The sequence below is a fragment of the Psychrobacter cryohalolentis K5 genome, assembly GCF_000013905.1.
GTDB classification, from domain to species: domain Bacteria; phylum Pseudomonadota; class Gammaproteobacteria; order Pseudomonadales; family Moraxellaceae; genus Psychrobacter; species Psychrobacter cryohalolentis.
In genome coordinates this window covers 14,817-36,753 of record NC_007969.1, presented here as the reverse complement: position 1 = coordinate 36,753, position 21,937 = coordinate 14,817, and the positions used below count along the sequence as shown (strand labels likewise).

17 protein-coding genes are annotated in these 21,937 nt (G+C 43.1%); 12 read left to right on the top strand and 5 right to left on the bottom strand.

Annotated features, from left to right (window positions below; translation table 11 throughout):
* Positions 1-97 precede the first annotated feature (97 nt).
* The 3 genes from PCRYO_RS00145 (at position 98) to PCRYO_RS00135 (ending at position 2,368) form a co-directional block, all read left to right on the top strand.
* A complete protein-coding gene (locus PCRYO_RS00145; RefSeq protein WP_011512405.1) occupies positions 98-1,150 on the top strand; it encodes a YheT family hydrolase in 1,053 nt (350 codons plus the stop codon).
* Between the two features lie 52 nt (positions 1,151-1,202).
* Entirely contained in the window at positions 1,203-1,745 is a 543-nt protein-coding gene (locus PCRYO_RS00140) for an acyl-CoA thioesterase (RefSeq protein ID WP_011512404.1), read from the top strand.
* 245 nt (positions 1,746-1,990) lie between these two features.
* A complete protein-coding gene (locus PCRYO_RS00135; RefSeq protein WP_011512403.1) occupies positions 1,991-2,368 on the top strand; it encodes a DsrE family protein in 378 nt (125 codons plus the stop codon).
* A gap of 76 nt (positions 2,369-2,444) precedes the next feature.
* On the opposite strand, the gene PCRYO_RS12975 is transcribed toward PCRYO_RS00135, so the two are convergent.
* Positions 2,445-4,523, bottom strand: a complete 2,079-nt coding sequence (locus PCRYO_RS12975) for a hypothetical protein (protein ID WP_011512402.1) — start codon at positions 4,521-4,523, stop codon at positions 2,445-2,447.
* On the bottom strand, positions 4,513-5,703 hold the full coding sequence (locus PCRYO_RS00125) for a hypothetical protein (RefSeq protein WP_011512401.1): 1,191 nt from the start codon (positions 5,701-5,703) through the stop codon (positions 4,513-4,515). The genes PCRYO_RS12975 and PCRYO_RS00125 overlap by 11 nt, the downstream gene beginning before the upstream one ends.
* A gap of 202 nt (positions 5,704-5,905) precedes the next feature.
* Between PCRYO_RS00125 and PCRYO_RS00120 the strand changes: the two genes are divergently transcribed.
* Positions 5,906-6,961 (top strand): NAD(P)H-dependent flavin oxidoreductase, encoded by a 1,056-nt coding sequence (locus tag PCRYO_RS00120; RefSeq protein ID WP_011512400.1) that lies wholly within the window; start codon positions 5,906-5,908, stop codon positions 6,959-6,961.
* A 240-nt stretch (positions 6,962-7,201) separates the two neighbouring features.
* Here PCRYO_RS00120 and PCRYO_RS00115 read toward each other — a convergent pair whose 3' ends face one another.
* Positions 7,202-8,149: an alpha/beta fold hydrolase gene (locus tag PCRYO_RS00115; RefSeq protein ID WP_011512399.1), complete on the bottom strand. Its 948-nt coding sequence runs from the start codon at positions 8,147-8,149 to the stop codon at positions 7,202-7,204.
* Positions 8,150-8,408: 259 nt separating this feature from the next.
* Between PCRYO_RS00115 and PCRYO_RS00110 the strand changes: the two genes are divergently transcribed.
* On the top strand, positions 8,409-9,983 hold the full coding sequence (locus PCRYO_RS00110) for an MATE family efflux transporter (RefSeq protein ID WP_011512398.1): 1,575 nt from the start codon (positions 8,409-8,411) through the stop codon (positions 9,981-9,983).
* A 117-nt stretch (positions 9,984-10,100) separates the two neighbouring features.
* On the opposite strand, the gene PCRYO_RS00105 is transcribed toward PCRYO_RS00110, so the two are convergent.
* Positions 10,101-10,820, bottom strand: coding sequence for an aspartate/glutamate racemase family protein (locus tag PCRYO_RS00105; protein ID WP_011512397.1), 720 nt, complete (start codon positions 10,818-10,820; stop codon positions 10,101-10,103).
* Positions 10,821-11,072: 252 nt separating this feature from the next.
* On the opposite strand from PCRYO_RS00105, the gene PCRYO_RS00100 reads away from it, so the two are divergent.
* The 4 genes from PCRYO_RS00100 to PCRYO_RS00085 all read left to right on the top strand — a co-directional run bounded on the left by PCRYO_RS00100 (position 11,073) and on the right by PCRYO_RS00085 (position 14,585).
* Positions 11,073-11,327, top strand: coding sequence for a DUF2798 domain-containing protein (locus PCRYO_RS00100; RefSeq protein ID WP_011512396.1), 255 nt, complete (start codon positions 11,073-11,075; stop codon positions 11,325-11,327).
* Between the two features lie 139 nt (positions 11,328-11,466).
* Complete coding sequence (locus tag PCRYO_RS00095; RefSeq protein WP_011512395.1) at positions 11,467-12,444, top strand: zinc-binding dehydrogenase; 978 nt, start codon at positions 11,467-11,469, stop codon at positions 12,442-12,444.
* A gap of 86 nt (positions 12,445-12,530) precedes the next feature.
* Positions 12,531-13,535 (top strand): YhdH/YhfP family quinone oxidoreductase, encoded by a 1,005-nt coding sequence (locus PCRYO_RS00090; RefSeq protein WP_011512394.1) that lies wholly within the window; start codon positions 12,531-12,533, stop codon positions 13,533-13,535.
* A 201-nt stretch (positions 13,536-13,736) separates the two neighbouring features.
* Entirely contained in the window at positions 13,737-14,585 is an 849-nt protein-coding gene (locus PCRYO_RS00085; RefSeq protein WP_011512393.1) for an HNH endonuclease, read from the top strand.
* Positions 14,586-14,663: 78 nt separating this feature from the next.
* Here the strand turns inward: PCRYO_RS00085 and guaA are convergent, their stop codons facing one another.
* Positions 14,664-16,259: a glutamine-hydrolyzing GMP synthase gene (gene guaA / locus PCRYO_RS00080; protein WP_011512392.1), complete on the bottom strand. Its 1,596-nt coding sequence runs from the start codon at positions 16,257-16,259 to the stop codon at positions 14,664-14,666.
* Positions 16,260-16,515: 256 nt separating this feature from the next.
* On the opposite strand from guaA, the gene PCRYO_RS00075 reads away from it, so the two are divergent.
* The 3 genes from PCRYO_RS00075 to PCRYO_RS00065 all read left to right on the top strand — a co-directional run bounded on the left by PCRYO_RS00075 (position 16,516) and on the right by PCRYO_RS00065 (position 21,901).
* Positions 16,516-18,267 carry an FAD-binding oxidoreductase gene (locus PCRYO_RS00075; RefSeq protein WP_011512391.1) on the top strand — a complete coding sequence of 584 codons (1,752 nt, stop codon included), beginning with the start codon at positions 16,516-16,518 and terminating at the stop codon, positions 18,265-18,267.
* Positions 18,268-18,497: 230 nt separating this feature from the next.
* Positions 18,498-20,153 (top strand): glycerol-3-phosphate dehydrogenase/oxidase, encoded by a 1,656-nt coding sequence (locus PCRYO_RS00070; RefSeq protein ID WP_011512390.1) that lies wholly within the window; start codon positions 18,498-18,500, stop codon positions 20,151-20,153.
* A 179-nt stretch (positions 20,154-20,332) separates the two neighbouring features.
* Positions 20,333-21,901, top strand: coding sequence for an FGGY-family carbohydrate kinase (locus tag PCRYO_RS00065; protein ID WP_011512389.1), 1,569 nt, complete (start codon positions 20,333-20,335; stop codon positions 21,899-21,901).
* Positions 21,902-21,937: the final 36 nt, after the last annotated feature.

Genomic DNA, 21,937 nt, shown 5'->3' with positions numbered 1-21,937 from the left:
TTCACTGAAAACCATTGGTTTTGACGACGACCTTGGATATGATAAGGCACTGATTTTCAAAGACGATTTTTTAACAAACATAAAATAAGACTGAAATATGCCAACCTCAAAGTCGACAAAACCATTCGCACCTGCCCCTTTTAAACCGCCGTTTTGGCTCACCAATCCGCACTTGCAAAGTATTTTACCGAAGTTTTTTGCGCCAAAAACACCGAATTACCGACGCGTGATTAAACAAGACTCACTTTGCGAAACTGATATCGCTTATGACTTTTATGATGCTCATCCTGTCCAAGATTTAGAAAATGGCAAACTTGAACAAACACCATTAATCGTACTTTTTCATGGGATGGAAGGCAGCAGTGACAGTCATTATGCGCGTGCCTTGGCATATCAGATGCATGCGCAAGGCTGGCATTTTGTCGTCGCTCACTTTCGCAGTTGCGGTGGTATTCCCGCTAATGGCAAAGTGTTTTATAACGCTGGTGACACGGGCGAGGTGCATCATATGTTAGAGAACTTGCATGAGAATTACGCCCATATCTATGGGGTTGGCGTGTCACTTGGCGGTAATGCCTTGGCAAAGTATATGGGTGAATATGGTGATGAGGCGCTATGCGACGGCGCAGCGGTAATATCTGCGCCAGTTGATATGTCATCGGCTGCTATTACGATGCATAGCTTTTTGAGTCATCGTATCTATACCCCTTATTTACTCAATCCGATTATCAAAAAAGCCTTAGCAAATGAAATTACCGCAGACGAGATTGCTTCTATCAAAGCGGTAAAACGCATTAGCGATTTTGATAATATCTTCACTGCGCCTAGGCATGGTTACCGCTCTAATAATGATTACTACCGCTCCTCCTCTGCCCTACCTCACTTAAGGAATGTCACACGCCCGCTGTTGCTTATTAGCGCCAAAGACGATCCCTTTATTGGCTTTACTGCCACGCCCAATGATGTCTCAGACAGTGTCACCATATTAGATACGGCACACGGGGGTCATATCGGCTATTTGCGTTATCGTACAAGCAATAGCAATGTAAAAACTCCAAGTAAAAAATCAAAGTTTGACATCAACTGGATACCTGAAACCGTGAGTGCCTACTTTAATCATATTGGCGTGCCATCTAATAAAATTAGATAAATTATAAAATAAAAAACATCGTTTTTATCTTTAAATATTTTGAGACTGCTTTATGTATCCATTTATCCGTTACGCCAGCACCATCGCCCATGCCGCGCTGCAAGTGAAAAAAGGCAATACTTTAACGTTCAAAGAAACCAGTGAGATTACCTTTCGCTGCCGTCTGACAGATATTGATAATTTCTTGGAAATGAATAATGGTCGCGTGCTGACCCTTTATGATATGGGGCGTACCGACTTTGCAGTACGGAGCGGGCTCGGCACTCAATTGCTTAGACAGCGTTGGGGCTTGGTCGTGGCTGGTAGTACCATCCAATATCGCAAACGTATTCGTGCTTTTGAAAAAGTCACCATGAAGACCAAAATCGTCGGCTTCGATGAGCGCTGGATATATATTGAGCAATCGATGTGGGTAAAAGGCAAGCCTTGCTCGTCGGCACTACTACGTACAGGCGTCACCAAAGGCGGTAAGGTCATCGAGACGGCACGAGTACTGGCAGCCTTAGACCAATCGGATTGGCAGCTACCGCCGAGCGGCTATGTGGCAGAATGGATTGTCAGTGATGCCGACCGTCCATGGCCGCCACAATCTTAGGTTTTGCTAGGCTTACCTCAAAATAAGGACTGATTATTTAACCATTTACATCGCAGTGCTTCGTCAAAATCCACTTGTCATGATCAATTTTTTCATAGACAGCTATTCACAATCAGTTAACCTTATAACTACTGTTTGCTAACAATACATTATATAAATAAATATAATCAATGCTAGGATAGTAGTGAGTTTTATACTCAACTGAATACTATCCAATTAGAAACAGTCTAATAAAGGAAAATAATATGGTTAATAATACGGATTATGTCGGTACGCTGTTTGATAATAGTGAGTCAAACCCAAGCAAGATCACCTTAGCTTTTACTATGGCGGGTGTGGCACTTAAAAAAGGTCACTCTGCATCAGTCATATTGATGGTGGACGCGGTGCATTTGGCATTGCCAAACGCTTTAGATAATGTCGATATTGGCGATCCCTTTGAACCTGCTGGCGAATTACTAGAAGCCTTTATCGAAAAAGGCGGTCAAGTATTGGTTTGCGGCGCGTGTATGAAACATGGTGGCGTAGAAGAATCAGCCATTGATAAGCGCTTCACGGTCATTAGTGGGGATGATGTGGTTGAGCTGTTGATGAACGCAAAAGGGTCGTTGCAGTTGAATTAGTATTTGAAGTTGAGTAATTTTGAATCTGAGAGGTCATAACTTATTCTTTGGAACTGAGTTATGACCTTTGTTTTATCTAAGAGTATTTAACCCGATACTCTTCGACATTTTGTAATATTTCATCTACTGTTCCTTGTAACTCTGGACCCATACGCAGATATTCTTGTCGGCGTTCATCTTTGAGTAGAGACACTAGGGCGTAGTAGATAGGTTTAAACTGCTCTTTTAGATGGATGAATTCGTCCATAAGTCCATAAGCTATTTCTAACTGATTCTTCTGAATTAGAAGAACTAGGAAATTTTCAAATAAAGTTAGGAACATTCCACCTTCCTCAAAGACAAGATTATTATTTCTTAGTGTCTCTAAACTACTTTCTAAATCTTCGAATTCGTCGAACCATAATTGTATATATGCTTGAAAAGCCATAAATATAGCACTATCAAGCTTTGCTTCTGACGTTGTTTCATTAACTATTATCCGACCAACATTCTTAGAACTCTCATAATCCATATCAACTATGTTTACTAATAGCATTAAACGACTCATTGAAGACTTTGCTGATTCTTGAAGAATATTAGAAATTACTTTGTTCTTTAACTCTTCATCTTCATTAAAAAACTCATAAACAACTTCTAATATTATTAAATTTTGAGCAGAACCAATATCTAATTTTAGTACTTCTTCAATATTACGTTTTGCCTCCTTATATCTTTTAAGTTCTATATTTAAAAAACAGTTTTCAAGATTAACTTTATAAACCTCCCATTCTTCAGATCTAATTAAGTTGCTGTAGTATGGTTTTAAGAAAATATTTACGCTCGCCTTTAGAGTTTCGTCTATATGCTCACTGGCTAGCAAAGCGTTTATATATACCTCTTTAGTTCTTTGCAACTTAAAACCGTCAGCACCATTTAAATCTATATAAGGTATAGCTATTTCAACCAGCTTTATATTCAACTCATTCTTATCATACCAACTCTCTAAAAATCTAGTAAGCCATAAAACACGGCGCTTATCCGTCTGACTACCATAACGCATCAAATACCAAATATTAAAAAACCGCTCTCTAATAATGTAAAGATGGTTCTTGGTATTAGTCTCAATTTTATCAACTATCCATTGCTGTTGTAGCTTTACCAATTGCGCAGATACTGTCTTGCTTGGCAAACGAGTTTGCTCAGAGATTTCCTTGGTACTCATCGCATCCCAGTTCATAGCGATAGCATGTACAATTGCTTTTTGCTGGCGTGATAGGTCATCCATTCGATGTTTATACAATGGTGTAGTCTTATCGATCGTTTCTTCTAAGTAGGCGTAACTACTCTCTTTCGCTCCCTCCATAATAATTTGAAATAGCAATACAATAGTACGAGGTACACCGTCAGTTAGCCGCCTTACCGCTTCAATACGTTCAGGGTACTCAGTAATAATTTCTTCAATCGTTTTGACTGCTTCTTCTCCAGTTTGTGTCGCTAGAGAGCGCAGTAGTTCATGCATGTCCGTTTCATCTATTGACTTAAGGTTTATCAGTTTAAAAAACTGGTAGAACGGAGCCGATACATCGAAGTGTGCTTCTAGTGATTGGCTTGAACCACCGATAAGACGAATATGCGGATGAAGACTCAATACTTCACGCAGTTGAGCATGCTCAACTTTATCAAAATCCTTAAATAACTCTCCTAGATTATCGACAAAAACGATAATTTTTTGCTTATTTTTATCTAAGTAATGCTGTATAAGCTCCCAAGCAACTACCGCATCATCGTCTAAGCTCAAGACTTGTTGAAAAAGCTCTGAATATAACTGAGCATCATATTCTGCTAGCTTTTCAGCAATACGTAGCCAAAAAGTAAATAGCGATAATATACCGTACTCTTCTTCATTCAATAAAATAGGTATCAACCATTCGCTTAATTTCTTGTCTTCTGCAACTTCATAGGAAAGACGAGATAATAAAGTAGTTTTACCTGCGCCTCTTACGCCTTGAATAAGATAATGGGTCTCTGGATGAGCCATTTTACTCGTTTGAATATCCTTCCAGATGCGTTGGTATTCTTTTTTGCGAATACTAAATCCTGCTTTTAGTAGCTGAGCATCTATATTTTGCGTGTTATAAAGTAAGACTGAATGGCTTTTTATATTATTATTTTCCATAACGAGTCCACCAACGTTTTAGTAAAGGAGAAGTAAATTGATAAGTACTGTCTTCTGGTTGATAAAGATAACCATCGTGTAAAAGGCAGTTAATGACATATCTGCTATTCACTTGATCTTTAAAGTCAATATGTTGCGACAGGTTAAATAACTCTCCATGGACCACGCTAGTATCTGTTTTGCTTACCAAATCTAAAACTTGTTGAGCATAATGGCGTTCAATTTTTTCTAGACGGTTTAATCTATCACGCCAATGAGAAAAGACGGTTTTCATTGCTGGACTAAACAAACTGTTGATAGCTACCTTTACATCGCTATGCTCGATTTGACGTTCTTCTTCATCAAATATTTCAATAAGCTGCTCACATACTAGCCCTAAATAGTAGGGCATATTCCAACCTACTTCATCGATGATTGCTTGCTTAGTCTCTATATCTAGAATAACTTCTGAACAGTGCTTATTAATGTAAAAGTCTATAAATTCTACTGCTCGATCGTCTTTAAAAGGGCGAACACTCATATTCACCAACATATTAATTAAGTCGGTAACTGCCAATTTTTCTGCTAATGTATCTAACCCTATCGAGCCTGTTAAGATAAACTGAACTTTTTCGTTGAACTCAGGGTCTTGACACAGTGCGCGAATACCCGATAAAAACTGCTCTACACCTCTTTTACCATGTTCATCAGATATTTTCTCCAGTACATCAGGGAATTCATCAATTGCAATAATGATGGTCTCTTCACTCAATTTCAGGCTCTCATACAGTACATCTCGAATCATTTCATGAGTAATTATTTTGGTCTCACCCTTTTCTTTACCTAACCCAGCTTCGATGTTCGTTGGACTAACTGACAAGCTAAAATTAATACCTTTTGCCCACTCTGAGAGCTTACTCTTTATCTTTTCAGATTTTTTAATATGGTCAGAACGATAGATTTCACGTAGCATTTTTTGATAAAAGCTCTGCTCATTATCACAAGCTTGCACGAAAACATATATAACTGCATAACCTGATTTTGGTTGATCTTTAATATGAGTAATCATTGAAGACTTTCCTACTCGTCTAGGTGCCAGCAATAGAACATGAGCACCATCTGACAAATGTCTCCATAGCTTATTTTCATCAGTAGGTCTTGGAAAATAATTATCACCTGTCACTATGTTCCCTGTACTCATCTTTTTATCCTTAGTTGACTACAAATTTATAGTCATAATACTTAACTACAAAATCGTAGTCAAATTTTTTAACTACAACTTTGTAGTCAAAAACCAACCTTCCTATTCAGCAACTAAATAAACAATATCTAACACGCACGCCATCCAGCTTTGCTAAAGTGAGTCATGCAAAACTCCTCATAAAATAACAAGGAAGCCTGTCATGACCTTACTGAACACCCTTAATTTGACATATCCTATTGTTCAAGCGCCGATGGCAGGAGCAACCACCCCTGAGCTGGCAGCGACTGTCAGTAACTTTGGTGGACTGGGTTCATTGGGAGCGGGCATGACGGCGCCAGACGTTTTAAATAGTGAAATAAACACCATTAAATCGCTCACCGATCATCCTTTTATGGTCAATCTGATGGTGTTATCAGAGCATGAATCTAGTGCTTTGGATAGCGAAGTACCTACTTGGCTAAGCAAGTACTATCAAGAGAAAAATATCGAATTTACTCTGCCGAAGCACCCAGCGCTAAGCTTTGCAGAGCAGCTACAAGTGCTCTATGACAATCCCGTTCCTGTCGCCAGTTTTACCTTTGGCATTATCAGCGCTGAGCAGGTGCAGCGTTTGCAAGGTCTAGGCACACGGGTCGTCGGTACTGCCAATCATCCATTGGAAGCAAAAGCATGGGCAGAGATTGGTGCAGATGCGGTATGCGTGCAAGGGGTCGAAGCGGGTGGGCATCGCGGTGGTTGGTTGCCGCAAAGTGAAAACGATCCATTGGGATTATTGACGCTAATAAGTCAAACGCGTGCCTGCAACGATATTCCTTTAATCGCGGCTGGTGGCATTATGAACGGACAGGACATCAAAGCAGTTCAAACGGCTGGTGCTGAGCTGGCGCAAATCGGGACGGCATTTTTGACCACAGATAAATGCGCTATCAATGACATTTATAAGCAAGCGTTACTCGATGCCAGCCAAGATAAGCGCAGCTCTGAGACGCGCTTAACCAGATTATTCTCAGGGAAACAGGCTCGTGGTTTATTAAATGATTATTTGCATGATTTTGCTCAATTTGAGAGCGCGCATGAGCTACCGCCTTACCCACAATTAAATGCGATGACCAAATTTTTGCGTGCCCATGCAACCAAAAACCGCGATGCCGAACATCAATCTTTATGGGCAGGACAAGGTGTCGCTTTGGTTAGACAAGAGCGCACGGTTGAACTGCTAGAGCGATTGGTAAGAGAGAGAGAGAGAGAGAGTTAGTTTGATCGACGTAGGCTGATTTTTAACTCAGCCTACAATAGAGTAGATACAGTTTTAAAAGAATACAGTGCTACTGGGATTAATTATTCGCAGCCTCTGTCTGCGTAAGCACAGTAAGCAACAAAAATTGATACCAGTAGCACCTTATAATGTTTGTATTTCTTTTATTTAGGACTGACTACAGCTCATATCTAATCAAACGTTGGATCATTTACGCCTTAAAATATCATATGTAAATGACTAGTTCTTTAACCCTTCACGAAACGCTTTATAATCATTCGCCGTATCTTTCACCGCTTCTATCATCGGTACATGACCGATTTTTGGCATCGTAATCACTTGTGATTGTGGGATGATTTCTTTTATTAGCGTCACGGTTTCAGGCTTGATGACCTTATCCTCCTCACCCCAAACGACTAGTGTTGGAATATTATATTCAGTGATAACCTTGGCACGCTGCTCAACATTGTCTTCAACTATTTGCGCGAGTATTTTGGATTCTAATGCTTTATTAGCGATACGCTCTTGCGCGAATACGGCTTTTACAGACTTAGGAATATAAGGCGGCTTAGACATAACAAAGTCATACATAGCATAAAAGTCTTCCTTCTTATCGACCAATAGCGGATTGTTCTCGAGAGTTGCACTTTCTAAGGATTTCGGCACACCCGCTGACCAAAAGCCCGCACTATCTATTAGCCACAGACTTTTGACTTCTTTAGGATACTTCGCAGCATAAGCAACACTGATAGCGCCACCCATTGAGTTGCCACCGACATGAATGCTAGATGCCAAGCCTTTAGCTTGCAGTAGCTCGTGTAAGCGCGTCGCTTGCGCCTCCGAGTGATAGTCAGCCGCCATCGGTTTACTAGAGTCACCAAAGCCGAGCAAATCAGGAATGATCAGATTATAGTTCTCTAACTGCCGAGCGATACGGGTAAAGTTGTCTTTATTACCGCCAAAGCCATGAACCAATAATAAAGGCTCGCCCGCGACATTACCGTTTTCTGCATAGACTATTTTATCGCCAGAGCTTAACGTAAATGACTGAGTCGTAAGGTCTGATTTTGAGCGTTCATACTGAATAATCTTTTGGGTGGTATTTATCGCCAAGGTATTGGGCGCTGTGGTACAACCAACGACTGAAAAGCTTAACAAAGTGGCAAGGCCTAGGCGTTTTAATAGCATCGAAATATCCTTTTTGAAAACTAGAAAAATGAAGTAAGAAGCAAAAAGCATCATCCTAGCACAAGAGTATTTTAAGTTTAAGAACTTATAATAACCACCCTTCCCCTATAAATTGCTCGACAATCGCCTAAAAAAATGACAGGCAAATAATCATAGCGTTTGCCGAGGGGTTACAGCTCTAATAAAGACGGTAGATGCTTTCTGGTTTATGATAAGCGCTTTTGTTTAGTCAGCCCTGCATAGCGCAAAAGGATAAACATTGAGTAAAACAGATACCTCCATTGGTAAACGGCGTGACCTCACCCAAGGCTCGATCCCGAAAACCATGCTCTTATTTGCATTACCAACCCTTGGGTCATCTGCATTACAGTCATTAAACGGCTCGATCAATGCTGTCTGGGTGGGTCGATTTTTGGGTGAGGAAGCGTTAGCAGCGACAGCCAACGGCAATATCTTGATGTTTATACTGATCTCCTTCGTGTTTGGTTTCGGTATGGCGTCTACTATTTTGATTGGTCAGGCAATGGGCAGCCGTGACAACGCTATGGTTAAGAAAACCATGGGCACGGCGCTGGGCAGCATTATTCCGATAAGCGTAATAGTGTCGGCAGTAGGGTGGATATTTGCGCCGATGCTGCTTGAGCTGCTTGGTACGCCGGCAAGTGCTGTAGAGCTTGCCCTAACCTATCTGCGCATGATTTTTATTGCGATGCCTGTCACACTTACGTTTACGCTGATAATGATGGCACTGCGTGGGACGGGCGATTCGACGACGCCGCTTTGGTTTATCATTATATCGGTCGTGATTGACCTTATTTTGACGCCGACACTGATTTTGGGTCTAGGACCATTTCCCGAGTGGGGCATATTTGGCTCGGCTTTTGCAACAGCCGTCGCAAATACGCTAGCGCTTATTGGCATGTTAGCCACTATGTATCTGCGTGGCTCTGTGCTGACGCTTAAGTTGCCGGAGCTTCGCTTTTTGCGCGCAGACCGAGACATCCTGAAGTCGATGTTTTCAAAGGGTTTGCCGATGGGTCTACAGATGATTGTTATCTCTTCGGCAGCATTAACAATGTTATCGCTGATTAATCGCGAAGGTGTGCAGACCACAGCCGCTTATAGCGCAACCCAGCAGCTTTGGACCTACGTGCAGATGCCAGCAATGGCGCTAAGTGCTGCGGCCAGTGCGATGGTTGCACAGAACATCGGTGCCAATCAATGGCACCGAATCGCAGGGATCACACGCTGGGGACTGATTTTTAATCTGACATTGACCGGTTTTATTATCATACTGCTAACCATTTTTGATGAGACCATTCTGGGCTTGTTCCTTGGCAGTGACAGTGAAGCGGTGCCGATTGGGCGTCATATTCAGCTAATGGCGACATGGGGTTTTATCTTTTTTGGGATAGCACAGGTTTTGTTTGGCACCATGCGTGCAAACGGTTATGTGATTTGGCCGCTGATTGTCATGGTCATTTCGATGTATCCAGTACGTCTTGGATTTGCTTTCGGGCTTTATCCTCTACTTGGAACCGATGCCCTTTGGCTATCCTTTCCAGCAGGCATGGTGGCAACCGCCGTGATGGGAGCAGGACTATATTTGTACGGCGGATGGCGCAAAGGCAAACACTTGCCCGCAGAGGAAGCTGCGCAAAGGTCTGAGGAGTTTCGCGCGCATACAGGCACCAGTGCGTCGTTTCGAGATCTTGTACCGACGACTGTATGGAAGCTGTCACCTTTGCGCCGTATCACAAGGTTGCATCGACGACTTCATAGAAGACTTCATCTTCATAGACTCCGTGTGATAAAAAAGAATAAACGACAATAGCGTTATACATATATCTATGTATAACGCCTAGTCGGGCGGCTTTTACTCATTAGCATGGGCGAGTACATTATTCATCATACTTACCTACTACTGCAAATACCGAAACTGGTTTTACCTTTAACTAAAATTTTCATTACCTAATAAAAACTGTACCGCTGCGGCTGCATGGATAGCGGTGGTATCAAACACAGGGATTGGACTGTCTGCTTGGCTAATTAACAGTCCAATCTCGGTACAGCCTAATATCGCGCCCTCAGCGCCTTGTGCCGCTAACTCATTAATCACTTGCGTATAATATTGCCGTGAGCTGGCAAGCAATTGTCCTTGGCACAGCTCATCATAGATGATGCGATGGACTTCGACACGCGCATCGGTATCTGGTATCAGCACCTGCAAGCCCGCATCCATCAGACACTGTTTATAAAAGTCCTCAGTCATGGTGAATTGTGTACCGAGTAAGGCAATCTTGGTTAAACCTTGCTGCTTAATCGCATCTGCGGTCGTATCTGCAATATGTATCAGTGGCAAATTCGTCGCCACTTGTACCTGCTCTGCTACTTTATGCATGGTATTGGTCGCAATTAATAAACCTTGGGCACCAGCCGCTTGTAAGCGCTTACCACTGTTTACCATGATATCACCCAACTCTTCCCACTTGCCTTGGGCTTGTAGCTCGCCAATTGGCGCAAAGTCGACACTATGAATCAATAAGTCTGCTGAATGTAAGTTGCCAAGTTTAGCCTTGATACCTTCATTAATCAGCCGATAATAGCTTTGGGTACTTTCCCAACTCATTCCACCGATGATACCTAAGGTTCGCTGCTTTTGAACGGTCATACTATTACTCTTTATATGTATTTCAATCTTACTTATCGTAGCAAAAGTTCAGCTTTAATTTGCCAATATTTAGAATATTTTCATTATTAGAAAAGAAATAACGATCATTAAAATGTAACGAACGTCACTATTAATAACAACGATTTTATCCACTCACCAGCATACGCTATGATAGTCAATAACGACGCCTCATAATGCTATTCATCATCGTTCATTGAGCCTCACTATTATCATGTAGGAAAATTCAACATTATGGCAAACTTCCCTATTATCAGAATACGCGCGCGGCGCAAGTACTACCGTCTTATCTTTACTGGTCTGATGGCGCTGATGATGTCACTTATTATCTCATCCGCTTTATTACTGGTTAAAGTAGGGTTCGTCGATGGCTTCTTTATGGAATTAATGCACTCGTGGGTGCTGGCCTTTGTCTTTGCGTGGCCGAGCGCCTATATCTGTGCGTATCTGGTACAAGAGCACGTGCTTAGTCGGATTGAGTTTTACTAAGTCATACGATAATAAGTACATAACAACGTTCCTTAACCAAACAAGTACTGATAACTGGTAAGCAGAGTTGTTACTGTTGATGGTTGCAAATCAATTCACTTCTTAGACAAATATCTAAAAACTAAAAAAAGGATTTATCATGCGTAGCGCAACTTATGATCATTTTGGCAAACCCACTGAAGTACTCAGCATCGGCGACCGCCCTACTCCAGAGCCTAAAGCCAATGAAGTCCGAGTCAAAACGATACTCGCCTCTATCCACAACCATGACCTACTAACCATTCGCGGTCAATATGGCTTTAAACCTGAAATGCCTGCCATCGGTGGTAGTGAAGCGGTCGGTATCATCGATGCAGTAGGCAGTGATGTTAAGAATCTAAAAGTCGGTCAGCGTGTCGCAGCCGCCAGTGTACAAGCGACGTGGGCAGAGTATTTCGTCGCTGTGGAAGATATGGTATTCCCGATGCCCGACAGCTTAGATGACGAAATGGCAGCACAATTGATTGCAATGCCACTGAGCGCGCTGATGCTGATTGAGTTCTTAGAACTAAAAAGCGGTCAGTGGGTTATCCATAATGCTGCCAATGGCGCGGTCGGCAAATCACTCGCCATGCTAGCTGCCGCACGTGGTATTAACACCATTAATGTCGTGAGAAGTGGCGATGCTATCGAGGAATTAAAAGCACTGGGCATCAAGCATAATATCAACACCTCAGATGACGACTGGAAAGATCAAGTAAAAGCCATCCTTGGTGATGAAAAAATCAGTGCTGCGGTTGATTCTATCGGTGGTGAGTCTAGTAATGATCTGCTGGCATTACTGGGTCATGGTGGCACATTAGCATCGTTTGGCATCATGTCAGGCAAACCAATGGTGCTAAATCCAACCCACATTATTTTTAAACAAGCGACGATTAAAGGCTTTTGGGGCAGTAAAATCAGTCAAGAAATGAGCGTTGAGAATAAGCAACGCTTGGTTGATGAGCTGATCGAGCGTGCTAACAATGGCAATTTAAAACTGCCCGTTGAAGCGACCTTTGATTTGGCTGATATCTTAAAAGCAGTTGACGGGAAAATGCAGTCAGAAAAAAACGGTAAGGTACTGTTAAAACCTTAAGATTCATTTTATATCTTAAGGTTTCGAGCATTTTTCTCTACTCACAAATGGATATCTACATAAAAAATCCAATTAGGAATAGCCTTATGTCTAAACAAACAACGTTTAAAGCTTTGGTCGTCGAAGAACATGCTGATGGCACTTTTAGTAAAAGTATTCAACAGCGCAGCGTCAGTGACTTACCTGAAAACGATTTATTAATCGAAGTACATTACTCATCACTAAACTTCAAAGATGCCATGTCGGCATCAGGTAATAAAAGAATCACCAAAAACTATCCGCATACCCCTGGTATTGATGCGGCAGGCGTGGTGGTCAGTGATAAGTCTGGCACGTTTACCGCAGGCCAAGAAGTCGTGGTCTTTGGTTATGATTTGGGCATGGATACCGATGGTGGCTTAAGTCAAATGATCTCTATCCCTGCTGATTGGGCAGTCGAATGCCCATCTTCTTTGACATTAAAAGAAGCGATGATATATGGTACTGGCGGCTTAACCGCTGCATTAAGTATCCAAAAGCTAGAAAAAATGGGCGCAAAACCTGAAGATGGTCCAGTCGCCGTCACTGGCGCAACGGGCGGTGTCGGTAGTATCAGCATCGCGATATTAAGTCAGCTAGGCTATGAGATTATTGCCTTCTCTGGTAAGCCTGAGCAAAGTGACTATTTAAAAGAGCTTGGTGCGAGTGAAGTCCGTCATCGCGATACCATTAACGAGGTCGGAGATAAACCTGCCGGTCGTGAACTGTGGGCAAATGCTATTGATACCATTGGCGGCGATTATTTGGCGAACCTACTTAAGCAAACCAAAGCTGGCGGCGCAGTCACCTCTTGTGGTTTGGCGAGCGGTGCTGAGTTTTCAATGTCAGTGATACCTTTTATCACCCGTGCGGTGTCGCTATTGGGTATCGACTCGGTCTATATTCCACTAGCTGATAAAAAGGCTATCTGGGAGCGCGTTGCTACTGATATGAAGTTGCCTAATCTTGAGAGTTATGGTGAAGAGATTACGCTTGAGCAAACGCCAGAATACTTGGATCGCTTTATGGCGAGTAAAACGGTCGGGCGTTATGTGGTGAATGTTAAGGGTTAGGGTTTTGGTTTAGAAGTTAAACTATATTAGCATCGGCGGTGTTCTTTGTTTTGAAGAGCGCCGCTTTTTTATTTGAAGAATACCAGAAGAATTTTTATTATTGTATAAGGTTGAAATTAACAATAAGAAGCATAGAAACTATTATTTATAGCGAACTTAAGTATATTCTATTCCCTTAATGTAAATAACAAGGAAGTCATAGTGTTTGAAATAGGAGAAATTTATAACCGTCGTTCTGATATACACGGTATATATAAAGGGCAACAATATGGTGGTATAGCAACGCCTGCCGAGCATCCATATATATTTATTTTCACCGGCGATGCTGGTGGTGAGTATGGTTATATTGATGATTTTGATCCTAACGGCACGTTTAAATATACTGGTGAAGGGCAAGAAGGTGACATGAAAATGACCAAAGGTAATTTGGCAATTCATGACCATCAAAGAAACAATAAAGAAATCCTACTTTTCGAATCAACATCACGAGGATTTGTACGATTTTTAGGGTATTGCAATTACATTTTTCATCATATTGAAGAACGGCCAGATAGAAATAGCGAGCTTCGTGACGCTATCGTTTTTCATCTAGATATAGTTAATACTAAAAATATTGATAAAGCTCAAACTCTGACTTCTAAACTAGTTGAAGCCCCTAAAGCCGTTTATGTCACTAAGCCTAGTAAAGGTAAGTCATTACAGCAACTACGAGAGATTGCCTTAAGTTCAACACCAACCCACGCAAGCACTCAAGAAAAAATTCAATCTATTCAAAACCGTAGTACAGCAATTAAACTGTATGCCAAAAAAAGAGCTAATGGTATATGCGAGGGATGTAATGAGATAGCTCCATTTGAAACTAAATCTGGACCTTATCTCGAAGTCCATCATCTAACTAGGTTGGCAGATGGTGGTGCGGACTTACCTCAAAACGTCATCGCATTGTGCCCTACCTGTCATCGAAAAGCTCACTACTCTTTAAATCATTTAGAATTTAATAATCAGTTAATAAACAAAGTTGCTGCTATCGAAGCAGAATTTAGTGAGTAAAACACTTAATTTTAAACTAAAAAAACACCCAACCAAGTTGAGTGCTTTTTTTATTTCATCTGAATATCAAGCGGAGAATTATTCCCACTCAATCGTCGCAGGTGGCTTGCTCGACACATCATAAGTCACGCGTGAAACTTCAGCGATTTCGTTCATGATTCGATTCGATACCGTTTCAATCAAATCATACGGCAGATGCGCAAAGCGTGCGGTCATAAAGTCAACAGTCTCAACGGCACGTAGCGCAATCACCCACGCATAGCGGCGACCATCACCGACCACACCAACCGATTTGATTGGTTGGAATACCGCAAATGCTTGCGCGGTTTTCTCATACCAACCTGAACGCTCAAGCTCTTCCATAAAGATAGCATCAGCAGAACGTAGGATATCAGCAAACTCTTTGGTCACTTTGCCCAAGATACGCACGCCCAAACCCGGTCCTGGGAACGGATGACGGTTAATCATTTTGGCAGGCAAACCTAGGGTAATACCCAATTTACGTACTTCATCTTTGAACAAATCACGTAACGGCTCAACCAATTCAAACGCTAAATCATCTGGCAAACCACCAACGTTATGATGACTCTTAATGACGTGCGCTTTACCTTGATGCGACTTGGCAGATTCAATCACGTCTGGATAAATCGTACCTTGCGCTAAGAATTCGATGACTTTACCATCGCTCTGCTCGCTGACTTCACGAGCACTATTGGCAAATACATCGATAAAGGTTTTACCGATGATTTTACGCTTGGCTTCTGGATCAGACTCGCCAGCCAATGCCGTTAAGAATAACTCTTCGGCATCAACACGAATGACTTTTACGCCCATGTTTTCTGCAAAAATTTGCATCACTTGATCGCCTTCATGCAGACGAAGCAGACCAGTATCGACAAACACGCACGTTAATTGATCGCCGATGGCTTTATGCAATAATGCTGCGACAACTGAGCTGTCTACACCACCTGAAAGACCTAGCAATACTTGCTTATCACCGATTTGCTTTTTGAGTTGCTCGATACGCATATCGATGATGTTATCAGGCGTCCAGCTACCCGCGCAGTCACAGATTTGATGGACAAAACGTCCTAGCAATGCCTGACCTTGTGCGGTATGCGTCACTTCAGGATGGAACTGTAGCCCATAATAATGGCGCGAATCATCTGCCATGATCGCAATCGGGCAGCTTGGCGTACTGGCGACGATATCGAAACCTTGTGGGGCGTCGACTACTTTATCGCCATGACTCATCCAGACATTTAGCTTCGCTGCTGCGTCTTCGATACCATCAGTCAGCGTTGATTTGCCATCGATATTGATGGTTGCTGCGCCAAATTCATGGATATCACTGGCGTGAACTTTACCACCGAAACGCTCTGCCATCGCTTGCATACCATAGCAGATACCTAATACTGGTACGCCTATATCAAATACAGCATCGTTGATGCGTGGGCTGTCATCTGCGTGGACGCTCTCAGGACCACCAGATAAGATAACGCCTTTTGCGCCAAAATCGATGATGCGCTGAGTGTCGATATCATAAGGGAACATCTCACAGAATACGCCTGAATCACGGACACGGCGGGCGATAAGCTGGCTGTACTGCGAGCCAAAATCGAGAATTAAGATGCGATCTTCTTTAATAGTAGGAACGTTGGCAGCAGTTGTCATAACGTAGTGTCCATCAATAAATAAATTGGTGCGCTATTTTAACAAGTTTCACGAATGTAGTGGCGGTTAGATATACGTTTATTATTGTCTATTTTTTAATTATTCTACTAATGTTTAGTATATATCAAATAATCAGATCATTTGTGATATGCTAATTCGATAAAGAATAATATCCTCATTGCCTGATTATGGACAATGAGATAGCCACAGTAGCGACACTCAAACCGTGATTATAAATAGATAGGTTAAATTTACTATGAGCAAAATTAAATCCTTTATGCGTAAAACGTCTAAAACTGCCTCTATCTCAACGACCTCTCCTATTGATAATACCAGTTTAGATACGCTCTCAAAAATAGATACGTCCGTCACTACACCTGCCAACACACCTATAGAACAGACGCGCTGGAATGGTTGGGGCAATGTCAGTATCAATAAAAAAGTCTCGCCACATGGCGCAAAACTGATCAAATCTCATATCGGTAAAACTAAAAAACTGTCTTCTGTCAGCTTACAAAAGGTGCTCAAAACCGTTCCAAAATCACGCTTACCTGCTGCTATGATTGAGCTTGATACTGTATCTGTCGATAACGAGGTAAGACTCAGACACGCCCGTGGTCAAAGCTTCCCAGATTGGATAGCCATGCATGGTGGCGACTTTAAAGTCTTTCCTGATGGCGTGGCGCATCCGCAATCAACCGCTGATGTCGAAACCTTATTAAAACTAGCAAGCGAGTACGACCTGATCGTCATTCCTTTTGGCGGCGGTACCTCAGTCGCTGGTCATATCAACCCGCAAAAAGGCTCACGCCCCATATTGACTATTGCTATGAGTAGGATGGATCAGCTGATTGACTTGGATATAGAGAGCCAAATTGCTACTTTTGGCGCAGGTACACAAGGTCCAGCAGTCGAGGCACAATTAAATGCCCACGGTTACCGTTTAGGACATTATCCGCAGTCGTGGGAGCTATCGACGCTTGGCGGCTGGATTGCAGCACGCTCTAGCGGTCAGCAGTCATTGGGTTACGGACGTATCGAGCAGATGTTTGCTGGTGGTACGTTGGTCACGCCGCAAGGTGTACTCAATATCGCTGATATTCCAGCGTCAGCAGCAGGGCCTGATCTGCGTGAAATGATGATGGGTACTGAAGGCCGCGCCGGTATTTTTACCGAAGTCAAAATGCGCGTGCAGTCACAACCGGAAGAAGAGCTATTCAAAGTGGTATTTTTACCCAATTGGGAGGCGGGTAAAGAAGTGCTCAGACAAGCGGTACAAAAAAACATCCGCCTATCGATGCTACGCCTGAGCAATGCGGTCGAGACTGATGCTCACCTACATTTAGGCACGACGCCCAGTCAATTTTTGGCAATCAACACCTATCTAAAAGCGCGCGGATTAGGTTCACAAAAAGTCATGCTGACTTATGGCCTATCAGGTGATAAAGCACAGAATGCGCTGGCACTGACGCAGTTTAAAAATCTGTTAAAGCAGCATGGGGGTATCAGTGGCAAGCTTGCCAATCTGATGGGTAAGATATGGTCACATGGGCGTTTTAAATTTCCATATTTGCGCGGTACTTTGTGGGAGAAAGGCATCATGGTGGATACCTTTGAGACCGCGACCAATTGGCATAATATCGACGAGCAAATGCAGCAGATGCAAGCAGCGGTGCAAACTGCACTGGCAGACGAAGGCGAAGCCGTGATGGCATTTACGCATATCTCACATGTGTATAAGCAAGGTGCTAGCCTTTATACCACCTACTTCTTTAGAGCGGCTAGAGATCACACCAGTACCTTAAGTCGCTGGCAAAAAATCAAGCATGCTGCCAGCTCAAGTCTGGCAAATGGCAAAGCGACAATATCGCACCAGCATGGTGTCGGCCGTGACCATGTCCCTTACCTCACTGCTGAAAAGGGTAAGCTAGGTATTCAGGTTACCCGTGATATGCTTAAAAGTCTGGACCCTGAGCAGCGTATGAATCCGGGTGTTTTGATTGAATAATAACTTTACTCAAAAACCTTGTTTATAGTTAGTTTGGTTTAAGAGCGTTACAGCGCGGCTGGCATTGATTTTTCGCAGCCTCTGTCGGCGTAGGCACAGCACGCAAGGAAAATTAATACCAGTCGCGCATTATAATATAGTGTATTTATTTTATTTAGTAACGACTATGAATTAGATTATTTGGATAACATACATAGTTGAAATTAAATAACAATTAAAATGAGTCGTCTATGAACCGAGCTAATCAATATCAACAACGCCAGCAAGCATTAGCACCACTGTCTCGTTCTGAACCATGGGATATGCTCATCATCGGTGGCGGGATCACTGGTGCTGGTATTGCTCGCGAAGCAGCAAGGCGCGGCTTAGCAGTACTATTAATTGAACAAAAAGACTTCGCTTGGGGCACCTCCAGCCGCTCAAGCAAAATGGTACATGGCGGGCTACGTTACATTGCCTCGGGCGATTTCAAGACGACACTGCACAGCGTACGCGAGCGTGAACGCATGCTGAATGAAGCGAGTGGTCTCGTTAATGAGATGCACTATGTCATGCCTCATTACAAAGGCAAGTTTCCACCGCCATGGATATTTAATAATCTGCTTAGGGTATATGATAAGCTCGCGGGTAAGCACTACTTTAAGTACTTTGAAAAAGACGCCTTTCTTAGCCTTAACCCTCATATTAAACAAGATAAGTTTTTGGGTGCCAGTCAATTTAGTGATGCTGTGACCGATGACTCACGGCTCGTGATGCGGGTATTGGACGAAGCTATTCATGATGGTGCGCATGCGATTAACTATCTTAAAGCAGAATCACTCATAACCACTGAACAAGGCTTAGTGGTGGGGGCTACTCTAAAAGATACCTCGCCTCAACATAGCACCCATACTCACGACGTTCAGGCCAAAGTCGTGGTCAGTGCCACGGGCGCTTGGGCAGATACGTTACGGATGCAAGCCAGTCAGCAAACGGAACAAACCTTTCATAAGCAAATTCGTCCATCGCGTGGCAGTCATTTGGTGGTTAGTCAAGAGCGCCTACCGCTCAATCAAGCGTATACCTTTTTGCATCCTGTCGATAAAAGAGCAATCTTTGTCTTTCCGTGGGAGAACCGAACCGTTCTTGGTACTACTGATTTGGACCATCCACCCTTAGATGATACAGAAGTCGGCATTACCAATGCTGAGGTGGACTATCTTTTGACCGCGACCAACGATCTTTTTGATGATGTAGATATTAGCCGCAAGGATGTCATCAGCTCATGGGCAGGCGTGCGACCACTGATTTCTGATGGCAATGATGGTAAGCGCGTCAGTCCTAGTAAGGAAAAACGCGATCATAGCGTCTGGTTGGATAATAATCTGGTCACTGTAAGCGGTGGCAAATTAACCACCTTTCGCCTAATCGCCCTTGATGTACTAAAAGTCTGTCAAAAGGTGCTCGAACTCGATGAATCAGCTACTCAAGATAATGTGTTATATAGCAGCCAAGTTTTTAGCAAGCAAACCTCAACCAATCCTAAATTTACTGCCCTGCCGCTACCATTACAACAGCGCTTAAAAGGTTTTTATGGCCTACAGCTCGATACTTTGCTAGAGCTGGCTCATGACGATGACTTGGCTTATGTGACCGATAGCAATACCATTTGGGCGGAGATTCGCTTTGCTGCTCGCTATGAGCAGGTTATTCATTTGGATGATTTATTACTACGACGCACGCGCTTGGGTCTTATATTGCCCAATGGTGCGATGACCCCGCTAATCAGTCAGCGAGTCAAGCAAATATGTCAGCAGGAGCTAGGCTGGGATGAGCAAAAATGGCAGCAAGAGGCTGACCGTTATCAAGCCTTATGGCAACGCTACTATTATCTGCCTGTGGCTTAGCGCTTTTTTATATCCTAATTTATCTATACTAAACTCAGTGTTGAAAAGATATGACGGAACTGGGATGATTTTTTTAGCCTCTATCGGCGTAGGCACAGCAAGCTAGAAAAATTAATACCCGTTCCGCTTTATACTCTAAGTTAGCTTCAATCTATATTCCCACATAGTTAAGGATGACTATGACCGACAACTTTGATGCGCCTATTTATTTCTTAGCTATCGACAATGGCACCCAAAGCGTGAGAGCGCTTATCTTTGATCAATTCGGCACCGAGATAGCCAAAGCACGCGTCCCTATCGAGCCGTATTTTTCTGAGCAGCCTAGTTTTGCCGAGCAACATGCTGACTACTATTGGCAAAAATTAAGCGAGGCCTGTCAGCAGTTGTGGCAAACCTGCGATATTAGCCCAGCGCAAATTGCCGGCGTCAGTCTCGCCACCCAGCGCTATACCATGATATGTTTGGACAAGGATAAACAACCGCTACGTCCAGCCATTGTGTGGATGGATTTGCGTCGCGGCGAGAACAATGACATAGGCTTTCTAGGTCCACTCACCAAAGTCATCGGTATGGGCGAGCTGGTACAAGAGGCGCAGCAAAAAGCACGCTGTAATTGGCTTGCGCATCATGAACCAGAAATGTGGGCAAAAACCACTCATTATGTCAATTTATCCGCGTACCTCACCTATCAGCTCACAGGCGAGATTGCCGACTCTACTGGTCATGCCTTAGGCTATCTGCCTTACGATTACAAAGCGCAAGCATGGTTTAAGCCAAACAACATCAAATGGCGACTGTTTAGTTGCCGACTAGAGCAAATGCCCAAACTTATGCCACCTGGGCAGCTACTTGGTCATATTACCGCTCACGCTGCCGCCGCTACTGGTATTCTTGAAGGCACGCCAATGATTGCTGCCGCCAGTGATAAAGCGTGCGAAGCGTTGGGTTCCGCCGGACTTGCCGCCGATACCGCCTGCTTAAGCTTTGGCACTACTGCGACTATTAATACCACGTCGAGCCATTATATTGAGATACTCAAGCACATGCCCGCTTATACCGCCGCCGCGCCAAATTACTACAATCATGAGTATATGATTTATCGCGGCTTTTGGATGGTCAGCTGGTTTAAGGAGCAATTTGCCCAGTATGAAGAGCAACTGGCAAAAACGCAGGGTGTTGATACTGAAAAACTACTCGATAAGGCAGTCAAAGACATTCCAGCAGGCTGTATGGGTTTGATGATGCAGCCGTACTGGTCGCCCGGTGTTCGTCATCCGGGTCTTGAAGGCAAAGGTGCGCTTATTGGTTTTGGTGATGTACATACGCGAGCGCATGTCTACCGCGCTATTTTGGAAGGGCTGGCTTATGAGCTAAAGCTTGGTTTTGATACCATTGAGAAGCGTACAGGCAAAGCCATTAAACATCTGCGTGTGTCTGGCGGTGGTTCCCAAAGTGACTCAGCGATGCAACTGACGGCAGATATCTTCGGTATGCCCGCTTATCGACCGCATACTTATGAAGCCTCAGGCTTAGGCGCTGCTATCAATTGTGCGGTGGGACTTGGCGTTTATCCCGACCATTTAACCGCAACTCAGGCCATGACCCATTTGGGTGATGGATTCTTACCTATCGAAGCCAATGTCCAGCTCTACAAACGCCTTTATAATGAGGTTTATCTCAAAATGTATGAGCGCTTAAAGCCTTTATATCAAAGCATTCAAGATATTACGGGTTATCCAGCTAAGTAATACAGTCAGTTCGATATAAAAGAGGCATGTTAAAAA

Bases quoted from the DNA above. Each gene is read 5' to 3' on its own strand.
- PCRYO_RS00100 (WP_011512396.1), top strand. From the start codon at position 11,073: ATGGCAAACTTCCCTATTATCAGAATACGCGCGCGGCGCAAGTACTAC.
- PCRYO_RS00120 (WP_011512400.1), top strand. From the start codon at position 5,906: ATGACCTTACTGAACACCCTTAATTTGACATATCCTATTGTTCAAGCG.
- PCRYO_RS00065 (WP_011512389.1), top strand. From the start codon at position 20,333: ATGACCGACAACTTTGATGCGCCTATTTATTTCTTAGCTATCGACAAT.
- PCRYO_RS00095 (WP_011512395.1), top strand. From the start codon at position 11,467: ATGCGTAGCGCAACTTATGATCATTTTGGCAAACCCACTGAAGTACTC.
- PCRYO_RS00105 (WP_011512397.1), bottom strand. From the start codon at position 10,820: ATGACCGTTCAAAAGCAGCGAACCTTAGGTATCATCGGTGGAATGAGT.
- PCRYO_RS00070 (WP_011512390.1), top strand. From the start codon at position 18,498: ATGAACCGAGCTAATCAATATCAACAACGCCAGCAAGCATTAGCACCA.
- PCRYO_RS00090 (WP_011512394.1), top strand. From the start codon at position 12,531: ATGTCTAAACAAACAACGTTTAAAGCTTTGGTCGTCGAAGAACATGCT.
- PCRYO_RS00115 (WP_011512399.1), bottom strand. From the start codon at position 8,149: ATGCTATTAAAACGCCTAGGCCTTGCCACTTTGTTAAGCTTTTCAGTC.
- PCRYO_RS00125 (WP_011512401.1), bottom strand. From the start codon at position 5,703: ATGAGTACAGGGAACATAGTGACAGGTGATAATTATTTTCCAAGACCT.
- PCRYO_RS00145 (WP_011512405.1), top strand. From the start codon at position 98: ATGCCAACCTCAAAGTCGACAAAACCATTCGCACCTGCCCCTTTTAAA.
- PCRYO_RS00075 (WP_011512391.1), top strand. From the start codon at position 16,516: ATGAGCAAAATTAAATCCTTTATGCGTAAAACGTCTAAAACTGCCTCT.
- PCRYO_RS12975 (WP_011512402.1), bottom strand. From the start codon at position 4,523: ATGGAAAATAATAATATAAAAAGCCATTCAGTCTTACTTTATAACACG.
- PCRYO_RS00135 (WP_011512403.1), top strand. From the start codon at position 1,991: ATGGTTAATAATACGGATTATGTCGGTACGCTGTTTGATAATAGTGAG.
- PCRYO_RS00140 (WP_011512404.1), top strand. From the start codon at position 1,203: ATGTATCCATTTATCCGTTACGCCAGCACCATCGCCCATGCCGCGCTG.
- guaA (WP_011512392.1), bottom strand. From the start codon at position 16,259: ATGACAACTGCTGCCAACGTTCCTACTATTAAAGAAGATCGCATCTTA.